This is a genomic window from Streptomyces sp. NPDC111520 (genome assembly GCF_055635295.1).
In genome coordinates this window covers 168,710-194,248 of sequence record NZ_JBVKBW010000001.1, presented here as the reverse complement: position 1 = coordinate 194,248, position 25,539 = coordinate 168,710, and the positions used below count along the sequence as shown (strand labels likewise).

Genomic DNA, 25,539 nt, shown 5'->3' with positions numbered 1-25,539 from the left:
TCCGTGACGGCACGTGATCTGTCGGCCTTCACACTGGCCGGGTACGACAAGGGACGGGGCAAGGCCGTCCAGGCGCTGTGGTTCGCGGTGATGAACACCGTGTTCTCCGCCTGGTTCTGCCCGGCCCGGCTGCGGGTGGCCATCCTGCGGGCCTTCGGCGCCACCATCGGCGAGGGGGTGCTGATCCGGCACCGCGTCCGGGTGCTGTGGCCCTGGAAGCTGACGATCGGCGACCGTGCGTGGATCGGCGAGGGCGCCTGGCTGCTCAACCTGGAGCCCATCACGATCGGCAGCGACGTGTGCGTCTCCCAGGAGGCGCTGCTGTGCACCGGCAGCCACGACCACCGCACCGTCGACTTCCGCTACCGCAACGCGCCGATCACGGTGGAGGACGGCGCCTGGGTCGCCGCCCGCGCTGTTGTGCTCGCCGGGGTGACCGTGGGCCGCCACGCCGTCGTCGGCGCCGGCACCGTCCTGTCGAAGGACCTGCCCGAACTCACCCTGCACGCCGCCGACGGCACCCGGACGCTCAAGGAGCCCCAGCCGTGAAGAAGCCGCAGCCGTGAAGCCGCAGCTGTGAAGCAGCGCCAACCGTGAAGAAGCCGCAGCCGTGAAGGAGCGCCAGCCGTGAAGGTGCTGCACGTCGTCACCCTGCACACGCCCACCAACGCCTTCGGCGGCCCCACCCGGGTCGCCCTCAACCTCGCCCGGGGGCTGCGCGGCCGCGGTGTCGACGCCGAACTCGTCACCCTGGGCGACGGTTTCCCCGAGGGCGCGCTACCGGACGAGGTGGAGGGGGTGCCCGCGCGGATCTTCCGGGCCCGGCACGTGCTGCCCCGCTTCGAGGTCTCCGGGATCACCTCGCCGTCCCTGCTCGCCGGTGCCACGCGGCTGGTGCGCTCGGCGGACGTCGTCCACGTCCACCTCATGCGCGACCTGATCACCCTGCCGGTCGCACTGGCCGCGCTGCGGTGCGGGCGGCCCCTGGTGCTGCAGACCCACGGGATGGTCGACCCCAGCGACAAGCCGCTGGCCAAGGTGCTCGACGCGCTCGCCACCAAGCGGCTGCTGCGCCGGGCCGACGCCGTGCTGCACCTGACGGAGTGGGAGCGCACCGACCTGGAGGCGGTCGTGGGCGCGGGCAACCTGGCCCGTCCCGTACGGCTGCCCAACGGCACCGCGCTGCACCAGCCGAGGGTCCGCAGCGGCCCGCCGACCGTGCTCTACCTGGCCCGCTTCCAGACCCGCAAGCGCCCGCGGGCCTTCGCGGAGGCGATCCCCGAGGTGCTGGAGCAGTACCCGGACGCCCGCTTCGTCCTCGCCGGACCGGACTCCGGCGAGCTGGCCGGCACCCTGGAGACCGTGCGCACGCTGGGCGTGGAGAAGTCCGTGCGGCACGTCGGCCCGCTCAGCCACGCCGAGGCGCTGGAGGCCTTCCGCGCGGCCGACGTCTACGTCCTGCCGTCCGTGGACGAGCCGTTCGCGATGTCGCTGCTGGAGTCGATGTCGGTGGGCACGCCCGTCGTCGTGCGGGAGTCCAACGGACTCGCCCCCGACATCGAACGGGCCGGCGCCGGACGGGTCGTGCACCGCGCCGAGGACATCGGGAAGGCGGTCCTGGAACTGCTCGGGACGGAGGCGAACCAGACGGCCGCGCGGGCCGCCTGGCGCCTCATCCGGGACGAGCTCTCGCTCGACGCCGTCCTCGACGTCCTCCAGGAGGTGTACGGGGCGGCTACGAAGGAACGTCCTCCCGTGTCTTCACCCCGATCTGCCAGCGGTAGAAGCTGAGCGCGAGGGCGTAGTCGAAGCCGGCGCGGCCGTCGAGGAAGCCGCGCCGGGCGAGGTAGGTGTAGCCGAAGAAGAGCAGCGGCTTGAACGGGACCTTCTGGAAGATCCGTCCCTGCCGCGTCTTCAGCCCCCGCACCTGTTCCTTGGCGCCCGGGTGGTGCTCCAGCCAGGCCTCCCAGTCCGAGTAGCGGTTGTGCCGGTCGAACCAGGTGCGCACGGGGTCCAGGTCGCGGTGCTCGATCCGGCCCCTGAGCTGCCCCACCGGCCCGTCCGCGCGCGGCTGGTAGTGGCCCTCCTGCTCGCCCATGCCGGGCGCGCCCAGGTCGTCGACCTCCGGGTACGCCACCCGGGTGCGGTCCAGCAGCGACCGCTTGACCACGGTGTGGCCGCGCCGCAGCGGCCGCCCGGCGAACCAGTACAGCAGCGGGATGTCGAAGGCCGCCGGCAGGACGGGCTGCCGTGCGAAGACCTCGCGGAGCTCGTCGATCAGCTCCGGCGTGGGCACCTCGTCCCCGTCGAGGAACAGCAGCCAGGGGATGTCCGGGTGGACGTTGTCCAGGCACCACTGCTTCTTCTTGGGGTACTTGCCGTCCCAGGTGTAGGGGACGACCTGGGCGCCCAGCGACTCGGCGATGGCGCGGGTGTCGTCGGTGCTGTCGGAGTCGACGACCACCACGGCCTCGAAGTGGCCGATGACCGAGCCCACCGTGGTGGCGATGTTCTCCGCCTCGTTCTTGGTGGGGATCGCCACCACGACCGGCAGCCTGCTCACGAGCTCCGTCATCGGCCCTCCCGTGCCCAGGCGAAGCAGCCGCGCGAGTCGAAGGTCCTCGTGGCCGCGGTGATGGTGACCTCGTGGGTCGTGCCGGTCCTCGTCCCGGCCGTCCACGTGCAGTCCTTGGTGGGGGTCAGGGCGCGGTAGGTGCCGGGCACGACGACGCTGCCGGCCTTCGCCTTGACGCCCACGGTGTAGGAGCCGTCGGCGAAGCCGGTCTCGGCGGCCGCCAGGACGTCCCGCTGGTCCGGGCACAGATGGGTGACGGCGCCCTTGGCGCCGCCGATCTGCCCGGTGATGATGCCGCCGATCGCGGCGTCCTCGTCGACCTCGGCGACCCGGGCGATGCGGTCGCAGGTCTCCTGGCCCAGCTGCAGGACCGCCGCGGGGTCGGTGCCCTTGGGCACCCGGCCCGACAGGTAGCCCTTCTCCTTCTTGGTGAAGGAGCCGGTGGCCGGTGTCAGTTCGTCCTGGGGGAGCTTGGGCCCGCTCGGGACGGCGTCGGATGCGGGGTCGGTGGGTGTGGTCGGTTCGGCGGAGACCGAGGCGGCGGCGGTCGGCGCGGGGGTGGGCGCGGCCGCGGCGTCCTTGCCGTCCGAACCGCCGGAGCAGCCGGTGAGCAGCACCGCCGCCGCCGTCACGAGGACGGCGGCGGCGGTGGCGACCCGGCGGGGCGGGTGGGTCATCCGTTCTTCCCCAGGTTGTAGTGCTGGGCGATCTGCGACGCCGACAGCACGCTCGGGTAGATCGCGGTCTCGTCGATGGAGCCGGCGAAGTAGTTGCTCGTCGGGCGGCTGGTCCAGCCCGAGAGGTTGTCACCGCCGACGTGCCAGTAGCCCACGTAGTCGTTGCCGCCGGTGATCAGGAAGTTCGACGCCTGGAGCGAGCCGTCGACGTACAGCCGCATGCCGTTCGAGCCCTGGGTGGCGACGACGTGGTGCCACTCGCCGTCGTTGTAGGCCCCGGAGCTGGTGATGGTGCGGTTGCTGCCGCTGCGCACCCCGAAGACCAGCCGGCCCGCGTTGGTCATGTAGACGTGCTTGTCGGTGGTGGCGCTGGCCTCCGTCGTCCGGTCGCCGAAGCCGACGATCTTGCCGCCGGTGGTGGTCGTCGTCCGGAACCAGGTCTCGATGCTGTACGCGGACGGCCGGTTGCGCTTGGCGTCGCTGTACGACCACTGCGTGGTGCCGTTGTAGGTCACGGCGGTGCTGGCGTTGCCGGCGAGCGCGCCGGGGCTGACGCCGCGGGTCGGGCCGCCGACGTGGTTGCCGCCGTCGTCGGCGGGAGAGTTGTCGGCGACGAAGGTGTTGGCGGTCTCGTTGTAGCGCCAGTACAGCGTGGCGCCGTCGGCGAGCACCTGGGTCGGGTACGCCTCGGGGGTGGTCGCCGCCGTGACCGTCTGGGTCGGCGACTTGACGGTGGTGTTGGTGCCGTCGCTCGCGGTGACCCGGTAGGTGTAGGTGGCGCCCGCCGTCACGTCGGTGTCGGTCCAGGTCAGCTGCGGCCGCACCCACGGCAGCGAGGAGGCCGTCGTGGTGTACACGGGCGTGGCGGCGCCGTTCTTGTACACGCGGTAGGTCAGCGAGCTGTCGTCCAGGTCCAGGCTGGTCTGGATGCGGACCTTGACCGAGCCCGGGGTGACGCTGGAGGCGTTGACGTTCGGGGTGGTCGGCACGCCGGTGTCCGGACCCGAGGAGAAGCGGGTCAGGCCCTGCTGGGCCACGCCGTTGACGGTGGTGAACTCGCCGCCGACCCACAGGTAGTCGGTGCCGCCGGACGAGGAGAGGGACATGGCGCGCGGGCCGATGCCCTCGCCCAGGCCGTCGTTGGTGTCGGGGAACCAGCCCAGCTTCGCGGGGTTGTCGACGGACTCGGCGAGCAGGTGCTTGCGGCGCTGGTTCGGGTACTCGTTCATGGTGCTGCAGTCGTGTGCGTGCGAGCCGCTGTACAGCACGGACTTGTAGACCTCGACGGACTGGGTGGCGCCGAGGCAGGTGTCGCGCCAGCGCTGGTTGAAGTCGCTGAGGTTGAGCGCGATGCGGCCGTCGAAGACGCCGCCGCCGGTGCCCTCGTTGCCCGTGTAGACGCCGGTGGCGTCGCTCGTGATGTCCTTGACGACCGACGTCGACGGGATGAAGGAGGACCCGTAGCCCTTCACCACGGCGCCGGTCGTCGCGTCGACCACGGCCAGGGCGTGCGAGGAGGTGCCGTTGACGCGGTCGAAGTCGCCGCCGATGACGACGTTCGCCCCGTCCGGGGTGATCTCCAGGGCACGGCCCGGCGCGTCGGCGTTGGCGGTGAAGGAGGTGACGTCCCCGGCGGTGGTGACGGCGGCGAAGTCGTCGTGCGGCTGGCCGTCGACGGAGCTGAAGTCGCCGCCCAGGTAGACGGTGTCGTCGGTGGCGGCCAGCGCGCGGACGGTGGCGTTGACCGCGACCGCGAAGTTCGTCCTGACGGTGCAGGTGGCGATGTCGATCGCGGCGAGGCTGCTGACCGGTGTGCCGTTGACCGCGCCGAAGAAGCCGCCCGCGTACAGCGTGGCCCCGTCCGGCGACACGGCGAGCGCCCGCACGGTCGCCGTGCCGGAGCCGACGGTGAAGGACAGCCGGCAGTCGGTGGGCGCGCCGGTCGCCGCGTCGAAGGCGGCGAAGTTGACCGCCTCCCGCTCGTTCGGACCGCCCGCCGCCTCTCCGGACGGGCGGACCGAGGAGAAGGTGCCGCCGGTGAAGACGGTGCCGTTCGCCTGCGCCATGGCGAAGACGATGCCGTTGGTCTGCCAGGTCGGCAGGCTGTCGGCCGTCAGCGCCACCGGCGGCGTCAGCGCTGCCGCCGGCTGTGGCGCGACGGCCCCCGCCGCCAGGGACCCCGCCGCCATGGTCAAGGCGGCGGAGATGGATCTGAGCTTGCGCATGTGCCCCCCAAGGCCCCAATGCCCCCGAGCGTCCCACTTGGCCGCCCGTGCACCGCAGGGTATGGGTTGACATACGGCTGATGGACGGTGTTTGAAGAAAATGTGAGCACTAAGGTGCGCCGAATGTCAGTACGAGAACGGGGTGGTTGGCCGCCCCCGCCGCCTCGCTCGACCACAGCCACAGCGCGTCGGTGCCCGTGCTGGTCACCGCGAGGTCGTAGGAGCCGCCCAGGGCCCCGGCGAGCGCGCCGGCGTCCAGTGCCGTCTCGTACGTGCTCTGGGCCGCCGTGGCCCCGGTGAGCGTGCCGAGCACCGAGGAGGACAGCGCGGGCCGGTTGGCGTACGTCACGCCGCTCTCCGTCCAGCTCCCGGTGACCGGGACGACGCTCGCGCTGTCGGCCGTCCCCGCGCTCGCGTCGGAGTTGGTGTGCACCCGCAGCCGCGCGCTCTTCAGCACCGTCCCGGCGGGTGCGGCGGGCAGGGCGAAGCGCAGGTAGGTCAGGTACGCCGAGCTGCCGCGCACCGCCAGCGAGCCCGAGGTGCCGTAGGTGGACGACGGGGCGCCCGCGTTGACGTACGAGTCCTCGTTCGCCTCGACGGTGACCTCGGACTCCGGGGGAGTGCCGCCGCCCCCGGTGCCCAGCGCGTGGTGGTCGGCGACCTGGGCGGCCGTCAGCACGGACGGGTAGACGGCCGTCTCGTCCAGTTGCCCGGCGTAGTAGTTGCTGGTGGGGCGGTTGGGCCAGCTGCTGAGGTTGTCGCCGCCGACCCTCCAGAAGCCCGAGTAGTTCTGGCTGGTGGTGGTCGGGTCGGTGCCGGCGAGGGCGCCGTCCACGTACAGCCGCATGCCGCCGCTGCCCTGGGTGGCGACGACGTGGTGCCAGCCGCCGTCGTTGTAGGTGCCGGTGGTGGTGATGGTGCGGGCGCCGTTGTTGTACACCCCGAAGGCCAGGCGCCCGTTGTTGGTCATGTAGACGTGCTTGTCGTAGCTGCCGCTCAGGTTGTCGTCGACGTTGCGGTCGCCGAAGCCGATGAGCTTGCCGCCGGCGGTGGTCGTGGTCCGGAACCAGGTCTCGACGCTGTACGCGGCCGGGCGGCCGTGGCGGGCGTCGCTGTAGGCGTAGTCGTTCGTGCCGTTGAACCCCATGGCGGTGCTGCCGGCGACGGCGCCCGGGGTCTGCCGGTACGACGGTCCGTTGAGGTAGACCGCGTTGTCGTTCCCGGGGGAGGAGTCGGCGCCGAACTGGCCGGAGGCCTCGTCGTAGCGCCAGTACAGCGTGGCGCCGTCGGCGAGCACCCGGGCCGGGTACGCCTGGGCCGACGAGGCGGCGGTCACCGACTGGGCGGGGGACAGGGCGCTGGTGTTGGTGCCGTCGCTCGCGGTGACCCGGTACGAGTAGGTGCTGCCCGCGGTGACCGAGGTGTCGGTGAAGGTCAGCTGCGGGCGGGCCCACGGCAGGGAGGAACCGGTGGCCGTGTGGATCGGCGTGGTGGAGCCGTTGCGGTAGACGCGGTAGGTCAGCGGCCCGTCGTCCAGGTCGAGGCTGGTCCGCCAGCGCACGGTGACCTGACCCGGCCGGATGCTCGCCACGTTCACCTCGGGCACGCTCGGCGCCCCGGTGTCCGGGCCGGAGGCGAAGCGGGTCAGGCCCTGCTGGGCGGCGCCGGCGACGGTGGTGAACTCCCCGCCCACCCACAGGTAGTCGGTGCCCCCGGAGGACGCCACGGTCATGACCCGCGGGCCGAGCCCCTCGCCGATGCCGTCGTTGGTGTCCGGGAACCACGGCAGCAGCGTCGGGTCGTCGACCGACTGCGCGAGCAGGTGCTTGCGCCGCTGGTTGGGGAAGCCCCCCATGCTGCTGCAGTCGTGGGCGTGCGAACCGCTGTACAGCACGGTCCGGTAGACCTCGACGGACTGCGTGGCGCCCAGGCAGTTGTCCCGCCAGCGCTGCCCGAAGTCACTGGTGTTCAGGGCGATCCGGCCGTCGAAGACGCCGCCGCCGGTGCCCTCGTTGGCGGTGAAGACCGCCGTGGCGTCCGCGGTGAGGTCCTTGGTCACCGAGGTGGCCGGGATGAAGCCCACCGGGTAGGCCCTGGTCAGGGCGCCGGTGTCGGTGTCGACCACGGCCAGGGCGTGCGAGCCGGTGCCGCCGACGGTGTCGAAGTCACCGCCGATCACCGCATGGGCGCCGTCCGGGCTCAGTTGCACCGCCCGGCCCGGCTTGTCCGCGCCCGGGTTCCAGGCGCGCAGCGCGCCGGCCGTCGACAGCGCCGCGAACCGCTGCCGGGACTGGCCCGCCACCGAGGTGAAGTCACCGCCCACGTACACGGTGTCGTCGCTGACGTCGATCGCCCGTACGGTCGCCGAGAAGGAGGGCCGGAAAGAGGCGATCGGCGTGCAGCTCGTGATGTCGATCGCGGCGAGGCTGCTGACGGCCACGCCGTTGACGGCGTTGAACCAGCCGCCCGCGTAGAGCGTCCGCCCGTCCGGCGAGACCTCGAGGGCGCGCACGGTGGCGCTGCCCGAGCCGATGGTGAAGGAGAGCCGGCAACCGGTCGGGGCGCCGGTGGCGGCGTTGAACGCCGCGAAGTTCACGGCGGACTGCGTGGTGCCGCCGGAGCCGGAGGACCTGACGGTGGAGAAGGTCCCGCCCGCGAAGACCGTGCTCCCCTGGTGGGCCATCGCCCACACCACGCCGTTGGTCTGCCAGGTCGGCAGAGGGTCGGCGGTGATGGCCACGGGCGGTGTGAGCGCCCCGGCCGTCGGTGCCACCGCCACCCCGGCGCCCGCCAGCGATGCCGATGTCAGAACGAGTGCAGCGGAAAGTCTTCCCCAAGTGCGCATGAGCCCCCCAGCCCTCGCCGCCCCCGGCGGTGCGGGAACGGACCGCCTGCCCCGGCAGCGTACGCCGGGACAGGCGGTCCGGAGGAGACCCCGGCGGCCACTTTCGGTCTCCGGCGGTGTACGCGCGCCGGGCGCCGGCGCCCTGGGGCGTCGGGTTGGGCACCTCGAACGGGGCGAGCCGTCCGCCGACCGCGGGGACCAGCGGCAGGACCGGCTCACCCGCGCGCCACTCGGGGCGGACGTGTCCGCTGGTGAGGATCTCCGCGGACGGCGCGGGCCGCTCGTCCGCGGGGGAGCCGAGCACGACGAGCCGGGTGATCGGGGTGCGGTCCAGCAGTTCGGCCACGGTGACCGTGCCCGTGAGGCCGTCGACACCCGGGTACACCACCGCCCGGCCCGCGGTGCGTGCCGGGGCCTCGGCGGCGGCGCCGGCCGCCGCCTCGGCCAGGGCGGCCGGGCCGTCGCTGCGGCCGGCCAGGAAGACGCCGAGGCCGGCCGGGGCCCTCCCCGGCGCCGGCGGCGCCGTCGCCGCCCTTCTCCGGGCGGCCCCGGAAGGGGATGCAGTCGTCGAGGAGGCCGCGCATGCGGGTGCCGGCCGCGGCACGCGCGCGGCCCCCGGCGGGGCGGACGCGATCGAGGTGATCCGTCCCCGCCGGGGGCCGCGGGTCGGGCGGGACGCCGTTACGAACCGAAGGTGAGCACCAGCCGCGGCCCGTTCGCCTGCGACGCCGCCTGACGCGACCAGAGCCACATGGCGTCGGTGCCCGTACTGGTCAGCGCCAGGGCGTAGGAGCCGCCCAGCGAGCCGCCGAGCTGGGAGACGTCCAGCGGCACCGTGTACGACGTCGACACCGTCGTCGCACCGCTCAGCGTGCCCAGCACGGTCGGGGACAGTGCCGGCCGGGTGTTGTACGCGACCCCGGTCTCCGTCCACGCGCCCGTGACGGGCACGACGGAGACGGTGTCGTTGGTGCCCGCCGTCGGGTCGCTGCTGGTCATGACCCGCAGCACGGCGCTCTTCAGGGTCTGGCCGGCCGGAGCCGGCGGCAGGCTGAAGCGCAGGTACGTCAGGTACGCCGAGCTGCCGCGCACGGCCAGCGAGCCCGAGGTGCCGTAGTTGGCGGAGGGCGCTCCGGCGTTGACGTAGGTGTCCTCGGCCGGGGTGAGCGTGCTGACGGTGTCGGCCGGGGCGCTCGCCAGGGCGTAGTGGTGGGCGACCTGGGTGGCCGTCAGCACGGACGGGTAGACCGCGGTCTCGTCGATCTGCCCGCTGAAGTAGCCGCTGGAGGGCTGGTCCGGCCAGCCGTTGAGGTTGTCGCCGCCCGCGCGCCAGTAACCGGTGTAGTTCTCGTTGGAGGTCTGCGGGTTGCTGCCGGCGAGGGTGCCGTCGACGTACATCTTCATGCCGTCGGCGCCCTGGGTGGCCACCACGTGGTGCCAGGCGCCGTCGTTGTAGGCGGTGCCGCTCGTGATGGTGTTGGTGGCACCGGTGTAGACGCCGAAGACCAGCCGACCGTTGTTGGTCATGTAGACGTGCTTGTCGTACTGGCTGCTGGTGTCCGTGGTGGCGTTGCCGAAGCCGACGATCTTGCCGCCCGAGGTCGTGGTGGTCCTGAACCACGACTCCACGCTGAAGGCCGCCGGACGCGGATGGCTGCGGTCGCTGTAGACCCACTGGCTGGAGCCGTTGAAGCCGATCGCCGTGCTGGAACCGCTGACCGCGCCCGGGCTCTGCCGGTACGACGGGCCGCCGACGTAGTCGCCGTTGTCGTCCGCGGGGGAGGCGTCGGCGGCGAAGGTGCCGCCGCTCTCGTCGTAGCGCCAGTACAGGTTGGCGCCGTCGGAGAGCACCGCCGCGGCGTAGCTGTTGCTTCCGCTCGCCACGGTGGCCGTGGCGGTGGAGGACAGCGGGCTGGTGTTGGTGCCGTCGCTCGCGCTGACCCGGTAGCTGTGGGTGGAGCCCACGGTCAGCCCGGTGTCGGTGAAGCTGAGCTGCGGCCGCACCCAGGGCAGCGAGTTGCCGGAGGTGGTGTACACCGGGGTGGCGGAGCCGTCCCGGTAGACCCTGTACGACAGCGCGCTGTCGTCGTCGTCCAGGCTCGCCTGCCAGCTCACCTTGACCTGCCCGGCCGCCAGGCTCGCCGCGCTCGCCTCCGGCGTCGTCGGGTTGCCGGTGTCGGGACCGTCGGAGAAGCGGGTCAGGCCCTGCTGCGGGGCGCCCTGGACGGTGGTGAACTCGCCGCCCACCCAGAGGTATTCCCTGCCGCCCGCGGACGACACGGACATCACCCGCGGCCCGATGCTCTCCCCGAGGCCGTCGTTGGTGTCGGGGAACCAGCCGAGCAGCTTCGGGTCGTCCACCGACTGCGCCAGCAGGTGCTTGCGCCGCTGGTTGGGGAACTCGCCCATGCTGCTGCAGTCGTGCGCGTGCGAACCGCTGTACAGCACCGTCCGGTAGACCGCGAGCGACTGCGTCGCGCCGAGGCAGGTGTCGCGCCAGCGCTGGTCGAAGTCGCTGAGGTCGAAGGCGGTGCGGCCGTCGAAGACACCGCCGCCGGTGCCCTCGTTGGCCACGTACAGGCCCGTCGCGTCGTCCGTGATGTCCTTGACGACCGAGGTGGCCGGGAAGAAGCCCACCGGGTACGCCTTCGTCAGCGCGCCGGTTCCGGTGTCGACGACCGCCAGGGCGTGCGAGTTGCTGCCGCCGACGGTGTCGAAGTCACCGCCGATCATCACGTGGGAGCCGTCCCGGGCGGCCTGGACGGCCCGTCCCGGCTCGTCGCCCTGCGGGTCCCACGGCTTGAGGGCCCCCGCGGTGGTCAGCGCCGCGAAGTACCGCCGGGACTGGCCGGCGACGGTGGTGAAGTCGCCGCCCATGTAGACGGTGTCCGCGGTCACGTCCAGCGCCCGTACGGTCGCGGAGATCCCCGGGTGGAAGGAGGCGACCGGCGTGCACGTCGCGATGTCGATGGCGGCCAGGCTGTTGACCTGGACGCCGTTGACGGCGCTGAAGTATCCACCCGCGTAGAGGGTGCCGCCGTCCGGCGAGACGGCCAGGGCGCGCACGGTGGCCGTGCTGCCCGGGCCGATCGTGAACGACAGCCGGCAGTCGGTCGGTGCGCCGGTCGCGGCGTCGAACGCCGCGAAGTTCACCGCGGACTGCTCGTTGGTGCCCGCGCCGCTGCCGGGCGGGCGGACGGTGGAGAAGGTCCCGCCGGCGAAGACGACCCCCTCCGACTGGGCCATCGCCCAGACGATGCCGTTGGTCTGCCAGGTCGGCAGTTCGTCCGCGGTCATCGCGACCGGCGGGGTGAGCGCGGTCGCAGCCGGAGCCGCGGCCACCCCCACCCCTGCCAGAGCCCCCGCCACCAGTGTCCCGGCGGCGGTCATCGCCCCAAGTCTTCGCATGTGCCCCCCAAGGCCTCACTCGTGCACAAGCGGCCCATTCGCCCGCCTGTGGACGGCAGCGTAGGGGTCTGTGAAGCTCCTCGCGTGAAAGTTTGACGAAATTGTGTTCACTCTTGGCTCGGCGGGACGTTGCCAGGGCTTAACGCGACGGACCCCGGGCCGTGTTCAGCGGTCGATGCGCACGGTCACCCCGGCCAGCTGGTCCTCGACCTGCTTGCGGTCGGCGTCGACCATGATCCGGGCCAGTTCGTCGACCCGTACCGAGGGCTTCCACCCGAGGAGTTCCTCCGCCTTGCTCGCGTCGCCGATCAGCGCGTCGACCTCGCTGGGGCGCTCGTACTTGGGGTCGTAGCGGACGTACTCCGCCCAGTCGAGGTCCACGTGCGCGAAGGCGGTCTCCACGAACTGCCGTACGGTGGCGGCCTCGCCGGTGGCGACCACGTAGTCGTCCGGCTGGTCGCGCTGCAGCATCCGCCACATCGCGTCGACGTACTCCGGGGCGTAGCCCCAGTCCCGGACGGCGTCGAGGTTGCCCAGGTAGAGCCGGTCCTGCAGACCGGCCTTGATGCGGGCGACGGCGCGGGTGATCTTGCGGGTCACGAAGGTCTCGCCGCGGCGCGGGGACTCGTGGTTGAAGAGGATGCCGTTGACCGCGAACATGTCGTACGCCTCGCGGTAGTTGACCGTCGCCCAGTAGCCGTAGACCTTGGCGCAGCCGTAGGGGCTGCGGGGGTGGAAGGGCGTCCGCTCGTTCTGCGGCGGCGGGGTGGCGCCGAACATCTCGGAGGACGAGGCCTGGTAGATGCGGGTCTCCACCCCGCTGGCCCGTACCGCCTCCAGCAGCCGCATCGAGCCGAGACCGGTGACGTCCCCGGTGTAGAGCGGGGCGTCGAAGGACACGCGGACGTGGGACTGGGCGCCCAGGTTGTAGACCTCGTCGGGCCGCAGGTCGCGCAGGAGGTTCACCAGCGCCACGCCGTCGGCGAGGTCGGCGTGGTGGAGCACGAAGGAGCGGTTGGCCTCCTGCGGCCCCTGGTAGATGTGGTCGATCCGCTCGGTGTTGAAGCTGGACGACCGTCTGACGAGGCCGTGCACGGTGTAGCCCTTGTCCAGCAGCAGCTCCGCGAGGTAGGAGCCGTCCTGGCCGGTCACGCCGGTGATCAGGGCGCTCTTGCCCATGCGATCTCCCCCCTTGGGTCGGTTATGTTTCTTTTGCGTACTGATGTTTGGAATCACCCCCGGTGGGGTGAACCCTGCTGGCAGAATCCGCTTCCATGAGCGAAGCGAACGCACTCCTGCCCGACCGCGCCCGGATCTTCGTCGCGGGCCACCGTGGTCTGGTCGGATCGGCGGTGACCCGGCGGCTGACCGCGGACGGGCACGAGGTGATCACCCGTGGCCGCGGCGAACTCGACCTGCGCGACGCGGCGCGCACCGAGGCGTTCCTGAAGGAGCGGCGTCCCGACGCGGTGGTGCTGGCGGCCGCCAAGGTCGGCGGCATCATGGCCAACAGCACCTACCCGGTGCAGTTCCTCGAGGACAACCTGCGCATCCAGCTGAGCGTGATCGCGGGGGCGCACGCGGCCGGGGTGGGCCGGCTGCTCTTCCTCGGCTCCTCGTGCATCTACCCCAAGCACGCGCCGCAGCCGATCTCCGAGGACGCCCTGCTCACCGGCCCCCTGGAGCCGACCAACGAGGCGTACGCGCTCGCCAAGATCGCCGGCGTCGTCCAGGTGCAGTCCTACCGGCGGCAGTACGGCGCCTCGTTCGTCTCCGCGATGCCCACCAACCTGTACGGCCCCGGCGACAACTTCGACCTCGAGACCTCGCACGTGCTGCCCGCGCTCATCCGCCGCTTCCACGAGGCGCGACGCGACGGCGCCCCCGAGGTGGTGCTCTGGGGGTCGGGCAGCCCGCGCCGGGAGTTCCTGCACGTCGACGACCTCGCCGCCGCCTGCGCGGTGCTGCTGCGCTCGTACGACGGCGAGGAGCCGGTCAACATCGGCTGCGGCGACGACCTGACGATCCGTGAACTCGCCGAGACCGTACGGGAGGTCACCGGCTACGAGGGCGCCGTCGCCTGGGACACCTCCAAGCCCGACGGCACCCCGCGCAAACTGCTGGACGTCTCCCGCCTCACCGCCCTCGGCTGGAAGCCGGAGATCCCGCTGCGGGACGGGATCGCCGCCACGTACCGCTGGTGGAGGGACGATTTCGCGGTCTGACATTCAGTACGCCCCGCGGCCGTCCACCACGGCCCGGAAGGTGCGGGCCATCACGTCGACGTCGCTGGTGAAGGTCCAGTTGTCGACGTAGCGCAGGTCCAGCTGAAGCGTTTCGTCCCAGGAGAGGTCCGAGCGCCCGCTGACCTGCCACAGGCCGGTCAGGCCGGGCTTCACCGACAGCCGGCGCAGCGCGACCTCGTCGTAGCGGGCGACCTCCTCCGGCAGCGGGGGACGTGGGCCGACCAGCGACATCTCGCCCCGCAACACGTTGATCAGCTGAGGGAGTTCGTCCAGCGAGCAGCGGCGCAGGATGCGCCCGACCCGTGTGACGCGCGGGTCGCGGCGCATCTTGAACATCAGGCCGTCGTTCTCGTTGGCGGTGGCGAGCTCGGGCTTGCGGTCGTCGGCGTCCGTCACCATCGTGCGGAACTTCCACATGGTGAAGGGCACGCAGTCCAGCCCGTGCCGGATCTGCTGGTAGAACACCGGCCCCTTGGATCCGAGCCGGATGGCCGCCGCGATGAGGCCGAACAGCGGCGAGAGCAGCAGGAGTCCGGCGGCGGCGCCGGCGCGGTCCAGCACCTCCTTCAGGCCCACCTGGACCCCGCGCCGCAGCGGCGGGCTGATGAGCAGCAGGGTGAGCCCGGCGGCGGAGGTCAGCTCCACCCTCCGCACCGCGACGTCGGTGAGGCCCGGCAGCACGGCCAGCGGGATGCCGGCGTCGTGCACGGACCAGGACAGCTGCCGCAGCCGCTCGCCCGCCATCCGCGGGCCGGGCGCGACCAGCACCAGGTCGGCGCCGAGTTCCCGCGCCGCGGTCAGCACCGCGCCGGAATCGGCGCCCGGCCGCGCCGGCGCCAGCGACTCCAGCCGGGCGGCCACGGGCGCGCCGCACTCCAGGTTGGCCAGGCCGACCGGGATGGTGCCGACCACGACGTACTCGTGGTCGGTGCGCGCGGCCAGCTGGTCGACGACGTAGTCGGCCGCGCTCGGCTCGCCGATCACCAGGACGCGGCGCACCGCCTGCGCCTCGCGCCGGGAGGCCAGGAGGTGGCGGTAAGTCAACTTGCGGCAGGCGGTGGTCAGCAGCAGGCCCGGGGTGAGCGCGAGCAGCGCCACGGACGGTTCGGAGTGCTCGCCGAGCAGCGCGCGGACCACCGCGAGCACGCCGAGCAGGACCAGCCAGTCGTAGAGCACGGACAGCCCGCTGCGCGACTCGCCGAGCGTGCGCCGGGCGTACCTGCGGCGGGCGGTCTGGACGGCCGGCCAGGCCACCGCGACGGTCGCGGCGCACAGCACCGGGTGCGGCTGGAACGTGGCGTCGAAGACGACCAGGACCGGGAGCGCGACCCCCACCGCGTCCGTGACGAGCGCCGCCGGCAGGTACCAGCGCGCCTTGTCGCTCAGCCCGCGCGGGGCGGCCGTCCGGCCGCGCGCGGGAGACGTATCCGTCGGGCCTGAATTGGGTATACCGACACGCCGCATGGACCCCCCTGGCACAACGCGACAAATGTGGGCGCACTCGCTACTTCCCCAAGCAGCAGTGCGCCGTAGTAACCCGGAACGCTATGCCAAACAGTTGTGCGTTCGCTGCGGTTTACGAAATTTCGGAGGCCAGTTGTCCTGAAGTTCACATTCGGCTTGATCTGTCCGCTGGCGGGCCCTGTGGTGCGGTAAGGCGCCGTCCGCGGACCGTTCCTGACCGTACGGGGTCGAGGGCCCTTGTCCGCGCTCGTGACGCGCTCCGGCGTGCGGTTCGTGCGCCCCCGGTGGGGGCGTGCCGCGCACGGCCGTTCCGTATACGGTTCCGGCCGGCCGGAACGGCGCGTTCCGGAGCGGGAGGGAGGGTGACGGAGCGGGCGGACCCGGTCAGTATGGTGTGACCATGCCAGGAAGCCGCATCGCGCCCACCCCGAGACACATCGGCAGTCCGGTCCGGTTCCTGTGGTGGCTGGTCGTCAGCCAGCGCCGCCGGGTCGCCTTCGGCGCGCTGCTGGGCAGCACGTGGACGGTGAGCCTGGCGCTCTCCCCGTACCTGCTGTCGCGCGCCGTCGACGACGGCCTGCGCGCCCACGACCACGGCGCCCTCGCCGGCTGGTCCGGGGCGCTCCTCGCCGGCAGCGCGGGCACGGCGTGGCTGGGCATCGCCCGGCACCGGACCATGACCAAGGTCCGGATGGACGCCTCCTTCCGCACCGTCCGGGTCACCGTGGCGCACGCGACGCGCCTCGGCGCCACCCTGCCGCGCCGGGTCACCGCGGGCGAGGTCGTCGCCATCGGCATGAGCGACGTCCAAGCCATCGCCCAGTCGCTCACCGTGACCGGCCCCGGGGTCGGCGCCGTCGTCGCCTACGTCGTCGTCGCGCTGCTCCTGCTCTCCATATCCCCGCTGCTCGCCGCCGTGGTGCTGGCCGGGGTGCCGCTGCTCGCCGTGACCGTCGGGCCGCTGCTGCACCGGCTGCAGGGCGTCGGCGCCGGATACCGTGAGCAACAGGGCGCGCTGACGGCGCGGTTGGTGGACATGGTGACCGGACTGCGGGTGCTGAGCGGCCTCGGCGGCAAGGAGGCGTACGCCGCGCGCTACCGCCGCGACTCCGCGGACCTGCGCGAGCAGGGGTACCGGGTCGGCGCCGTGACCAGCTGGGTCGGCGCCCTCGGCAACGGGCTCCCCGCGCTCTTCCTGGCGGTCGTGACCTGGCTGGCCGCACGGATGGCCGCGCAGGGCACGATCAGCGTCGGCGAACTCGTGGCCGTCTACGGCTACGTCGCCGTGCTGGTGGTGCCCGTGGCGTTCTTCATCGAGGGCGGCGCCGACCTCGCCCGGGCCCTCGTCGCCGCCCGGCGGGTCATCCGCTTCCTCGCCCTGCGGCCCGAACACGCCGACGACCCGGGGCGGCCCCCCGCCCCCGCCCCCGACGCGCCCGCCGCCCTGCGCGACCCCGACTCCGGCGTCGAGGTCCGCCCCGGGCTGCTGACCGCGCTCGCCGCCACCCGGCCCGAGGACGCCGTCGCCGTCGTGGACCGGCTCGGCCGCTTCGCCCCCTCCGACGTGACCTGGGGCGACGTCCGGCTGGACGCCGTCCCCGTCGGGCCAGTGCGCGAGCGCGTGCTCGTCGCGGACAACGAGGCCGACCTCTTCGCGGGCACCGTCCGCGAGGTCGTCGCGGGACGCCGCGAACCCGCCGACGACGCCGTCCGCGCGGCCGTCCACGCCGCCGTCGCCGACGACGTCGTCGACGCGCTTCCCGACGGCCTCGGGTCCGCCGTCGCCGCGCAGGGCCGCAACCTCTCCGGCGGCCAGCGTCAGCGCCTGCGGCTCGCCCGCGCCCTGCACGCCGCCCCGGACACCCTGCTCGCCGTCGAACCCACCTCCGCCGTCGACGCCCACACCGAGGCCGCGATGGCCGCGCGGCTGCGCGCCGCGCGGCGGGGCCGTACGACCCTCGTCACCACGACGTCCCCGCTCGTGCTCGAACAGGCCGACGTCGTCGTGTTCCTCGTCGACGGCAAGACCGCCGCCACCGGAACGCACCACGACCTGCTGCGTGACGAGGCCGGCTACCGGGCGCTGGTGGCGCGCGGCTCCGGCGGGGAGGCGCGATGACGACGGGGGTGCTGCCGGTCGCCGACCGCGCACGGGTACGCCGCGCCGCCTTCGCCGAACTCCGCGCCGACCGGCGGGCGTTCGCCGGCGTGCTCGGCCTCAACGCACTGGCCGCGGCCGCCGGGCTCGCCGGACCCCGGCTGCTCGGCGGCATCGTGGACACCGTCAAGGACGCGCCGGGCCGCGCCGCCCTCGCCACCGTGGACCGATTGGCCCTCGCCATCGCCGCCTGCACGGTGCTGCAGGTCCTGCTGTCCCGCCAGGCCCTCAGTGCGGGCGCCCGCTTCGGCGAGCGCGCCGCGGCCCGGATCCGCGAACGCTTCCTCGACCGTACGCTCGCACTCCCCGCCGCCACCGTCGAACGCGTCCCCACCGGCGACCTGGCCGCCCGGGGCACCGGCGACGTCACCGCCGTGGCCGTCACGCTGCGCGACGCGGTGCCCGAGGTCCTCATCTCCTGCGTCCAGGTGCTGTTCGTCCTCGGCGCCGTCGTCCTGCTCGACCCGCTGCTCGGGCTGTGCGGGGCGGCGGGCATGACGGTGATGGGGGTCGCCCTGCGCTGGTACCTGCGCCGGGCCCGCGCCGCCTACCTCGCGGAGGGCGAGGCCAACTCGGCGCTCGCCGAGGAGCTCGCGGCCACGGCGGGCGGCGCCCGCACCGTCGAGGCCCTCGGACTGCAGGAGCGCCGCGTCGCCACGGCCGAGGCGGCCGTCGCCGAGGCCCGCCGCACCCGGCTGCGCACCCTGTGGCTGCGCACCGTCCTCTTCCCGGCCGTGGACGTCTCCTACACGCTGCCGGTCGTGTGCGTGCTGCTCGCCGGCGGCGCGCTCCACGCCCGGGGGGCCGTCTCCCTCGGCACCGTGATCGCCTCCGCGATCTACCTGCGGCAGATGGTGGGGCCGCTGGACAACCTGCTGATGTGGGTCGAGCACCTGCAGGGCAGCGCCGCGTCGTACGCACGCGTCGAGGGCCTGGCCATGGTCCCCGCCGCCGGCCCGCCCACCACGGCCGTGCCCGCCGACGGCCGCATCGAGGTGGCCGGCGTCCGGTACGCCTACGGCCACGGCGGCGACGTGCTGCACGGCGTCCACCTGGACGTACGGCCCGGCGAACGGCTCGCCGTGGTCGGCCCGTCCGGGGCCGGGAAGTCCACCCTCGGCCGGCTGCTCGCGGGTGTCGACCGGCCCCGCGTCGGCGCCGTCACCGTCGGCGGCGTGCCGCTCGCCGACCTCGCCCCGGACGAACTGCGCCGCCAGGTCGTCCTGGTCACCCAGGAGCACCACGTCTTCCAGGGCACGCTCCGCGACAACCTGCTCATCGCCGGACCGTCCGCCACCGACGACGCGTTGCATGCCGCGCTCGCGGCCGTCGACGCCCGCTGGGCCGGTGACCTGCCGGACGGCCTCGACACCGAGCTCGGCGGCGGCGCCCACCACCTCGGCGGCGCCCAGGCACAGCAACTCGCCCTCGCCCGGGTCGTCCTGGCCGACCCGCACACCCTGGTGCTGGACGAGGCCACCGCCCTCCTGGACCCGACGACGGCGCGCGACACCGAGCGCGCCCTCGCCGCCGTCCTGCGCGGCCGCACGGTCATCGCCATCGCCCACCGGCTGCAGACCGCCCACGACGCGGACCGCGTCGCCGTGATGGACCGCGGCATGGTCACCGAACTCGGCACCCACCACGAGCTGGTGGCCGGCGGCGGCGCCTACGCCGCCCTCTGGCGCTCCTGGCACGGCACGACGGGCACACCGGGGTCCCCGGGTGCACCGGCCCCCGGCACCCGGGGCGCCGCACCGGTGGGCGCGCCCGACGAGGGGTGACCGGGGTCAGCGGAGCGCCTGCGCGCCGATCGCGGACAGGAGCCGCAGCCTGTCGTGGCTCTCGGAGCCCGGGACCGCGGTGTAGACGAGCAGGTGGTGCGACTGCTCCGGGTCGAGCAGCGTCTGGCAGTTCAGCTCCATCTCGCCGACCTCGGGATGGACGAAGCGTTTGACCTGGCCGGGGCGGACGCCGACCTCGTGGTCGTCCCAGATGCGCCGGAACTCCTCGCTCCGCGCGAGGAGCAGGTCGACGTAGTCCGCGGCGCGCGACCCGAGACCGCGCAGCGTGGCCATCTCCCGCAGGCCGGAGGCGAACATCCGGGAGATCAGCAGATCAGCGTCGCGGCGAACAGCAACGGCATCAACTGGGACGACCCGAACCGGGAACGGTCGTACGACGGCATACGCGCCTACAGCCAGTCGAAGATCGCGCTCGGGCTCTTCGGCCTCGAACTCGACCCGGCGCAGCGAGGCCGGCGGCTGGGGCATCACCAGCAACCTGTCCCACCCCGGGGTCGCGCCGGCGAGCCTGCTCGCCGCCCGCCCCGAGGTCGGCCGCGACCAGGACACCAGGAGCGTGCGCCTGATCCGCGCCCTGTCCGCGCGCGGCATCCTCGTGGGGACGGTACGGACCGCGCGGCTTCCCGCGCTCTACGCCGCCACCCATCCCGACGCCGAGCGGGGCGCGTTCTACGAGCCCCGCGGGCTCGCGCACATGGGCGGCGCTCCCGGACGGCAGCGGTTGTACGGCCGGTTGCGCGGCGCCGACGACGCCCGGCGCATCTGGGATGTCTCGGAGGAACTGGTGGACGTCCCCTTCCGGGGAGGGCGCGGTGCGTGACGGGCGCTCCCGGCCGGCTAGCCGATCAGGCGCTTGCGCCAGTCCAGCGGGGTGACCGTGATGACGCTGTCCGGCTCCCCGTCCCACTCCCACGGCAGCCCGGCCGCCGTGAGCGCCGCCACGACCTCCCGGCCGATCGCCGCCGTCGTCCCGGACGAGCCGTCGAACCCACCGTAGAACAGGGGCAGTCCGCGTCCGGCGGCCGCGGCGTCGGTGCACCCGGGGTGGAAGTGGACGAACCCGCGGACGCCGGGCGCACCCGCCGCGCCGGTCCCGGCGCCGCCGGACGGGAGGGGGCCGGTGACGTGCTCCCGCGCGGACACGCCCGCCGCCTCCAGCGTCGCGAACGCGGCGGTCAGCCGTTCCGGGTCGGTCTCGCCCGTCCAGTGCGCCTGCTCCGCCACGCGCTCCAGCCACATCCGGTCGGCGAGTTCGCGCGCCTGCTCGCGGGAGACCGGCCGTCGCCTCCCCGGGACGGGGAACTTCTCGGCGACCTCGGCCAGTTCGGCCCGGGTGGCGTACCCGCCGACCAGCACCTCGCGGACCCGTGCCTCCAGCATCGCGCGCTCGTGGTCGTCGAGCTTGAGCGGGCGGGCCCGTTTGGGGGCCCGCCGCTTCAGACGGGTCCAGGCGAGCCCGGCGTCCCAGCCCTTCTCGCCGAGGGCCCAGCCGGTCATCGCGGCCACCACGTCCGCCACGGGGTCGGGCGTGTCCACGAACACCACGTAGTGACGGTCGTACCCGCCGTCGCAGTGCTCCAGCTGGTAGTGGTCGTCCCCGGCGATGTGCCACACCTGGAGGAAGTGGTCCGGCAGGTCCGGTATCCGCTGGACGATCAGGAACAGGCCGTCACCGCCCCCGATCCCGCCCACCAGTTCCGCCAGCTCGCTCGCGGAGACCCGGACGTGCCGCCGCCCGTCCTCCCTGCACACGGTGATGGGAAGCATGCGGCCACCCTGGCACGGACCGCCGCCCGGGGCCACGGTCCGCGCACGCAGGGAACGCACCGCACGCACCGCAGCCATCGCACGCACCGCACGCGAGCACCTTCCGTACCGCGAATCCCGGTTGACCCGGGCGCCGGCGTCCGGATACTGGCTGTCGTCCGGACCGGACCTGTGGAGGGCCCTCGACCGTGCACGACGACCTCATGGACGTGACCACCGGAACCGTCGCGGCCCTGATCCGGGAACAGTTCCCGCAGTGGAGCGGCGAGGGGATCCGGCGCGTCCCGTCGACCGGGACGGTCAACGCCGTCTTCCGCATCGGGAACGACCTCTCGGCGCGCTTCCCGCTGCGTCCGGCCGACGCCGCCGAGGCGCTGGCGGTCCTGGAACGGGAAGCCAGGGCGGGCGCGGAGCTGGCAGGGGTGTCGCGGTTCCCCGTTCCGGAACCCGTCGCCCTGGGAAGGCCCGGAGCGGGCTACCCCATGCCGTGGTCGGTCCAGACGTGGCTGCCGGGAACGGTCGCCTTCGACGCCGACCCGAGTGGTTCGGAGGCCTTCGCCGAGGACCTCGCGGCCTTCATCGCGGCCCTGCGGGACGCCGGGACGCGAGGGCGGCCGTTCGGCGGGGACGGCCGTGGCGGCGTCCTCGCCCACCACGACGACTGGATGGCGAAGTGCTTCGAGGAGAGCCGGGGGCTGCTCGACGTGCCCCGGCTGCGCCGACTGTGGAGCCGCTTCAGGGAGTTGCCGCGCAGGGGTGCCGACGTGATGAGCCACGGTGACCTGATCCCCGGCAACGTCCTGGTCGCGGGGGACCGGCTCGGCGGCGTACTCGACACCGGCGGCTTCGGCCCGGCGGACCCCGCGCTGGACCTGGTGGGTGCCTGGCACCTGTTGCAGCCGGGCCCGCGGAACGTGCTCCGGCGGGCACTGGGCTGTGACGACCTGGAGTGGGAGCGCGGAAGGGCATGGGCGTTCGAGCAGGCGATGGGGGTCGTCTGGTACTACGTCGAGAGCAATCCCACGATGAGCAGGATGGGGCGCCGGACGCTCGACCGCATTCTGGGGTCGACGGACTGACGCCGTCCCGGGCACGGGGAATCAGCGGGGTCCGCCGGACCCCGACGGGACGGGACGCTCCTCCCCCGTCTCCGCCGGCCCGGGATCCGCGGCCCCCGGCGGCAGCGCACGCCACGGCAGGAGCAGGGCGCTGCCCAGGCACAGCACGCCCGCCACGACGATCGCCACCCGGACGCCCCCCACGGCGGCGACGGCACCGCCGGCCAGCATCGCCAGTGGCTGGGCCGTCCTGGACCCCACCGACCACGCGGTGACCACCCGGGTCATGACGGCGTCGTCCGTCGCCGCCATGCGGTACGTCGCGAAGGACGGGTTGAAGACCCCGGCGGCCACCAGCAGGAAGGTGTTGGCGGCGATCAGGACGACGGTCCCGAGGTGCCCGGGTGGTGCCCAGGCGAGCAGCAGGAGCCAGGGCGTGCGCAGTACCCCGGACAGCAGCAGCACCCGGTGCGGGCCGAGCCGGCCGGTCAGCGGCGCGGTGAGGCGGGAGCCCAGCACGCCCCCGAGGCAGGGCAGCCCCAGCGCCAGACCGTACTGCCAGGGGGCGAAGTGCAGTTCACGGAGCATCAGGACGGTCAGCAGCGGACTGCTCATCATGATGGCCCCGCCGAAGAGCAGGGCGTTGCAGAAGAGCGGACGCAGTCCGCGGTGCCCCAGGACGTAGGCCCAGCCGGCGAGGAGGTCGCGGCCGCCGCCGGTCGAGCCGGCCCGCGCCGGGGGCTCCGGCTCGGGGCTGCCGATCCGGCGGACGCCCAGCGCGGACAGCAGGAAGGAGAACGCGTCCACGCCCAGGGTGACGGTCGTCCCGAGGGCGGTGACGAGCAGCCCGCCGATCGGCGGCCCCGCGCTCTGGCTGAGCCAGCTGGTGGTCTCCAGCCGCGACACGGCCCGCAGGCGGTCACCCGGTGGGACGAGGCCCTTGAGATGCGCGGTGCTCGCCGCGCCGGACACGATGGCCGCGGCCGCCTGCACGATGCCCACCAGGCACAACTGCGCGAAGGTGAGCGCACCGAGGGCCGCCGCGACCGGGACGGACAGCAGCACGAGGCAGCGGAGCAGATCGGCGGTGATCATGACGGGCCGTTTGCGGCGCCGTTCGACACGGCCCCCCAGGGGAAGGGTGAGCGCGGCGCCCACGAGCGCCGACAGCGCCGCGAGGAGGGACACCTGGAAAGTGGTGGCGTCCAGCGCGAGGACGGCCACCAGCGGCAGGGCCCCGGAGCCGACCGCGCTCCCCGCCGCGCTCACCGCGTAGGCGCCCCACAACCGCCCGAAGTCCCGCCGTACACCGTCCGATTGCCATCCCGATGAGGTCATGACGCGCGAGCCTAAGCCGTCCCGCCGACAGCCGCCCCGGCGGCGCCTTCGCCGCCCGCGAGGGCGGGTGTTGGCCGCTCCGGACGGGGGTGGGGAGAGGGCGTGTGGCGACGGGTCCGGGTCAGGGCCCGCCGCCCGGGGTCAGCTGCCGGTGCCTCCAGGTGCCGGCGGGCCCGTACGTGGTGGGCCGGACGACGCGCCAATTCGCGCCGATCGGGGGCGGGGCGAGGGCGTGTGGCGACGGGCCCCGGTCAGGCCCCGCCACCCGGGGTCAGTTGCTGGTGCCTCCAGCGCCCTGCGGGGTGGGCTTCCCGAATGGGGTGCCGACCCTTCCTGGTCGGGGGTGGGGCGAGGGCGGGTCACGACGGGCCCCGGTCAGGGCCCGCCGCCCGGGGTCAGCTGCCGGTGCCTCCAGGTGCCGGCGGACCCGTACGTGGTGGGCCGGACGACGCGCCAATTCCCGCGGGTCGGGGGCGGGGTGAGGGCGTGTGGCGACGGGTCCCGGTCAGGCCCCGCCGCCCGGGGTCAGTTGCTGGTGCCTCCAGCGCCCGGCGGGGCGGGCTTCCCGAATGGGGTGCCGACTCTTCCCGGTCGAGGGCGCGCAGAGGCCGCGTGCGACGGGCCCCTGCCAAGCACTGCCGGCGGCTTGGACTGCCCGGTCGTCCGCGGGCGGTGCTTTCACCACGTGGGGGGAGTGCTTCCGTGGGTTGGGCGGGGTGCGGCGCCGATCGGGCCGGGGGCGGGACCTTCGACGAGGGGCCCGCACCGTGAGGGCCGCGGGTCACTCGCGGGCCCGGCCCGGGCGGCACGCGGCCGGCCGTCGCAGGACCTCGTCCCCGTCCGTGCCGGCGCCGGCCGCGCCCTTGCCGCGCACGACCCGCACCCCCGCACGACGCGGCCGGCGGCTGGGCCCGGCACCTCCCGTGCACCCTGCCCGCGGCGGTCCCGGCGGGCCTTACCCTTGATCCTTGTGTCCTCCCTGCAATCCGCCCTCGCCGGTCTCCTCGACGGGCTCCCGCCCGGCCGTGCCACCCAGGCCGTCGACCGGCTGATCGCCACCTACCGGGGGCGCACCACCAGCAGCACCCCGATCCTCCGCGACCGCTCCGACGTCGCCGCCTACGCGGCGTACCGCATGCCCGCCACCCACGCCGCGGTCGGCGCGGCGCTGGCGGAGTTCCGGGCACGGGCGGGGGAGTGGGCGCCCGCGAGCCACCTGGACGTGGGCGGCGGGACCGGCGCCGCGACCTGGGCGGTGGCCGACGCCTGGGAGGACGGGACGCACACCAGCACCGTCCTCGACTGGTCGGACGCGGCGCTCTCGCTCGGACGTGAGCTGGCCGCGGAGTCGGAGCACCCGGCGGTGCGGGACGCGCGCTGGCAGAAGACGCCGCTGGGCGGCGGGGCCCGGCTGCCGGAGGCGGACCTGGTCACGCTGTCGTACGTCATCGGCGAACTGACGGGCCCCGACCGCGACGCGGTCGTCGCCGAGGCCGCCAGGGCGGCGCGCGGCGCCGTGCTCGTCGTCGAGCCGGGCACCCCCGACGGGTACGCGCGGGTCCTCGCGGCACGCGAGAGGCTCGTCGCGGACGGTTTCCACGTCCTCGCCCCCTGCCCGCACGACGGCACCTGCCCGGTGACGGCCCCGGACTGGTGCCACTTCGCCGCGCGGGTCGCCCGTACCTCGCTGCACCGGCAGGTCAAGGGCGGCTCCCTGCCGTACGAGGACGAGAAGTTCAGCTACGTCGCCGCGGCCCGCTTCCCCGCCGCCGGCACCGGCGCACCGGACCGCGTGGTGCGGCACCCGCAGATCCGCAAGGGGCAGGTCCTCATCGACCTCTGCACGGTCGAGGACGGCCTGCGCCGCGACACCGTCACCAAGCGGCACGGGCCGCTGTACCGCGCGGCCCGCGACGTCGCCTGGGGCGACGCGTGGCCGCCCGCGGCCGAGCACGAGCAGGAGTAGCGCCCGG

The 25,539-nt window shown here is 73.8% G+C and carries 16 protein-coding genes and 2 pseudogenes; 8 read left to right on the top strand and 10 right to left on the bottom strand.

Annotated elements, in window-relative coordinates; genetic code table 11:
* The first annotated feature begins 3 nt into the window (after positions 1-3).
* Positions 4-549, top strand: a complete 546-nt coding sequence (locus tag ACZ7MY_RS00855) for a WcaF family extracellular polysaccharide biosynthesis acetyltransferase (protein WP_499598379.1) — start codon at positions 4-6, stop codon at positions 547-549.
* Positions 550-627: 78 nt separating this feature from the next.
* On the top strand, positions 628-1,791 hold the full coding sequence (locus tag ACZ7MY_RS00850) for a glycosyltransferase (RefSeq protein ID WP_499598376.1): 1,164 nt from the start codon (positions 628-630) through the stop codon (positions 1,789-1,791).
* Here ACZ7MY_RS00850 and ACZ7MY_RS00845 read toward each other — a convergent pair.
* From ACZ7MY_RS00845 to gmd, 6 genes are all read right to left on the bottom strand, one after another.
* Positions 1,736-2,575, bottom strand: a complete 840-nt coding sequence (locus tag ACZ7MY_RS00845; RefSeq protein ID WP_499598373.1) for a glycosyltransferase family 2 protein — start codon at positions 2,573-2,575, stop codon at positions 1,736-1,738. The two genes, ACZ7MY_RS00850 and ACZ7MY_RS00845, sit on opposite strands and share 56 nt — an antisense overlap.
* Positions 2,572-3,252: a hypothetical protein gene (locus ACZ7MY_RS00840; RefSeq protein WP_499598370.1), complete on the bottom strand. Its 681-nt coding sequence runs from the start codon at positions 3,250-3,252 to the stop codon at positions 2,572-2,574. Before ACZ7MY_RS00840 ends, ACZ7MY_RS00845 begins: the two co-directional genes overlap by 4 nt.
* Complete coding sequence (locus tag ACZ7MY_RS00835) at positions 3,249-5,477, bottom strand: LamG-like jellyroll fold domain-containing protein (RefSeq protein WP_499598368.1); 2,229 nt, start codon at positions 5,475-5,477, stop codon at positions 3,249-3,251. The genes ACZ7MY_RS00840 and ACZ7MY_RS00835 overlap by 4 nt, the downstream gene beginning before the upstream one ends.
* A 109-nt stretch (positions 5,478-5,586) precedes the next feature.
* Positions 5,587-8,322, bottom strand: a complete 2,736-nt coding sequence (locus ACZ7MY_RS00830) for a CBM96 family carbohydrate-binding protein (protein ID WP_499598365.1) — start codon at positions 8,320-8,322, stop codon at positions 5,587-5,589.
* Positions 8,323-9,003: 681 nt separating this feature from the next.
* Positions 9,004-11,712, bottom strand: coding sequence for a CBM96 family carbohydrate-binding protein (locus ACZ7MY_RS00825; protein WP_499598363.1), 2,709 nt, complete (start codon positions 11,710-11,712; stop codon positions 9,004-9,006).
* Between the two features lie 183 nt (positions 11,713-11,895).
* Positions 11,896-12,909 carry a GDP-mannose 4,6-dehydratase gene (gmd, locus tag ACZ7MY_RS00820; protein WP_499598360.1) on the bottom strand — a complete coding sequence of 338 codons (1,014 nt, stop codon included), beginning with the start codon at positions 12,907-12,909 and terminating at the stop codon, positions 11,896-11,898.
* Between the two features lie 95 nt (positions 12,910-13,004).
* Here gmd and ACZ7MY_RS00815 point away from each other — a divergent pair, with 95 nt between their 5' ends.
* Positions 13,005-13,955 carry a GDP-L-fucose synthase family protein gene (locus ACZ7MY_RS00815; RefSeq protein WP_499598358.1) on the top strand — a complete coding sequence of 317 codons (951 nt, stop codon included), beginning with the start codon at positions 13,005-13,007 and terminating at the stop codon, positions 13,953-13,955.
* Positions 13,956-13,958: 3 nt separating this feature from the next.
* Here the strand turns inward: ACZ7MY_RS00815 and ACZ7MY_RS00810 are convergent, their stop codons facing one another.
* Positions 13,959-15,440 (bottom strand): sugar transferase, encoded by a 1,482-nt coding sequence (locus ACZ7MY_RS00810; RefSeq protein WP_499598355.1) that lies wholly within the window; start codon positions 15,438-15,440, stop codon positions 13,959-13,961.
* Positions 15,441-15,840: 400 nt separating this feature from the next.
* Here ACZ7MY_RS00810 and ACZ7MY_RS00805 point away from each other — a divergent pair, with 400 nt between their 5' ends.
* Together ACZ7MY_RS00805 and ACZ7MY_RS00800 are read left to right on the top strand one after the other, a co-directional pair.
* On the top strand, positions 15,841-17,559 hold the full coding sequence (locus tag ACZ7MY_RS00805) for an ABC transporter transmembrane domain-containing protein (RefSeq protein ID WP_499598352.1): 1,719 nt from the start codon (positions 15,841-15,843) through the stop codon (positions 17,557-17,559).
* Positions 17,556-19,382 (top strand): ABC transporter ATP-binding protein, encoded by a 1,827-nt coding sequence (locus tag ACZ7MY_RS00800; protein WP_499598349.1) that lies wholly within the window; start codon positions 17,556-17,558, stop codon positions 19,380-19,382. Before ACZ7MY_RS00805 ends, ACZ7MY_RS00800 begins: the two co-directional genes overlap by 4 nt.
* Before the next feature lie 6 nt (positions 19,383-19,388).
* On the opposite strand, the pseudogene ACZ7MY_RS00795 reads toward ACZ7MY_RS00800, so the two are convergent.
* Positions 19,389-19,709: pseudogene (locus tag ACZ7MY_RS00795) on the bottom strand (MmyB family transcriptional regulator); the annotation flags it as partial.
* 3 nt (positions 19,710-19,712) lie between these two features.
* Here ACZ7MY_RS00795 and ACZ7MY_RS00790 point away from each other — a divergent pair.
* A pseudogene (locus tag ACZ7MY_RS00790) lies at positions 19,713-20,223 on the top strand (Rossmann-fold NAD(P)-binding domain-containing protein); the annotation flags it as partial.
* Positions 20,224-20,240: 17 nt separating this feature from the next.
* On the opposite strand, the gene ACZ7MY_RS00785 reads toward ACZ7MY_RS00790, so the two are convergent.
* Entirely contained in the window at positions 20,241-21,170 is a 930-nt protein-coding gene (locus ACZ7MY_RS00785) for a DUF6891 domain-containing protein (protein WP_499598346.1), read from the bottom strand.
* Between the two features lie 203 nt (positions 21,171-21,373).
* On the opposite strand from ACZ7MY_RS00785, the gene ACZ7MY_RS00780 reads away from it, so the two are divergent.
* The gene (locus ACZ7MY_RS00780; protein ID WP_499599313.1) at positions 21,374-22,249 is read left to right on the top strand and encodes an aminoglycoside phosphotransferase family protein; all 876 of its coding nucleotides are present in this window, start codon (positions 21,374-21,376) and stop codon (positions 22,247-22,249) included.
* 21 nt (positions 22,250-22,270) lie between these two features.
* On the opposite strand, the gene ACZ7MY_RS00775 is transcribed toward ACZ7MY_RS00780, so the two are convergent.
* On the bottom strand, positions 22,271-23,566 hold the full coding sequence (locus ACZ7MY_RS00775; RefSeq protein ID WP_499598344.1) for an MFS transporter: 1,296 nt from the start codon (positions 23,564-23,566) through the stop codon (positions 22,271-22,273).
* A gap of 970 nt (positions 23,567-24,536) precedes the next feature.
* Between ACZ7MY_RS00775 and ACZ7MY_RS00770 the strand changes: the two genes are divergently transcribed.
* Entirely contained in the window at positions 24,537-25,532 is a 996-nt protein-coding gene (locus tag ACZ7MY_RS00770; protein WP_499598341.1) for a small ribosomal subunit Rsm22 family protein, read from the top strand.
* Positions 25,533-25,539: the final 7 nt, after the last annotated feature.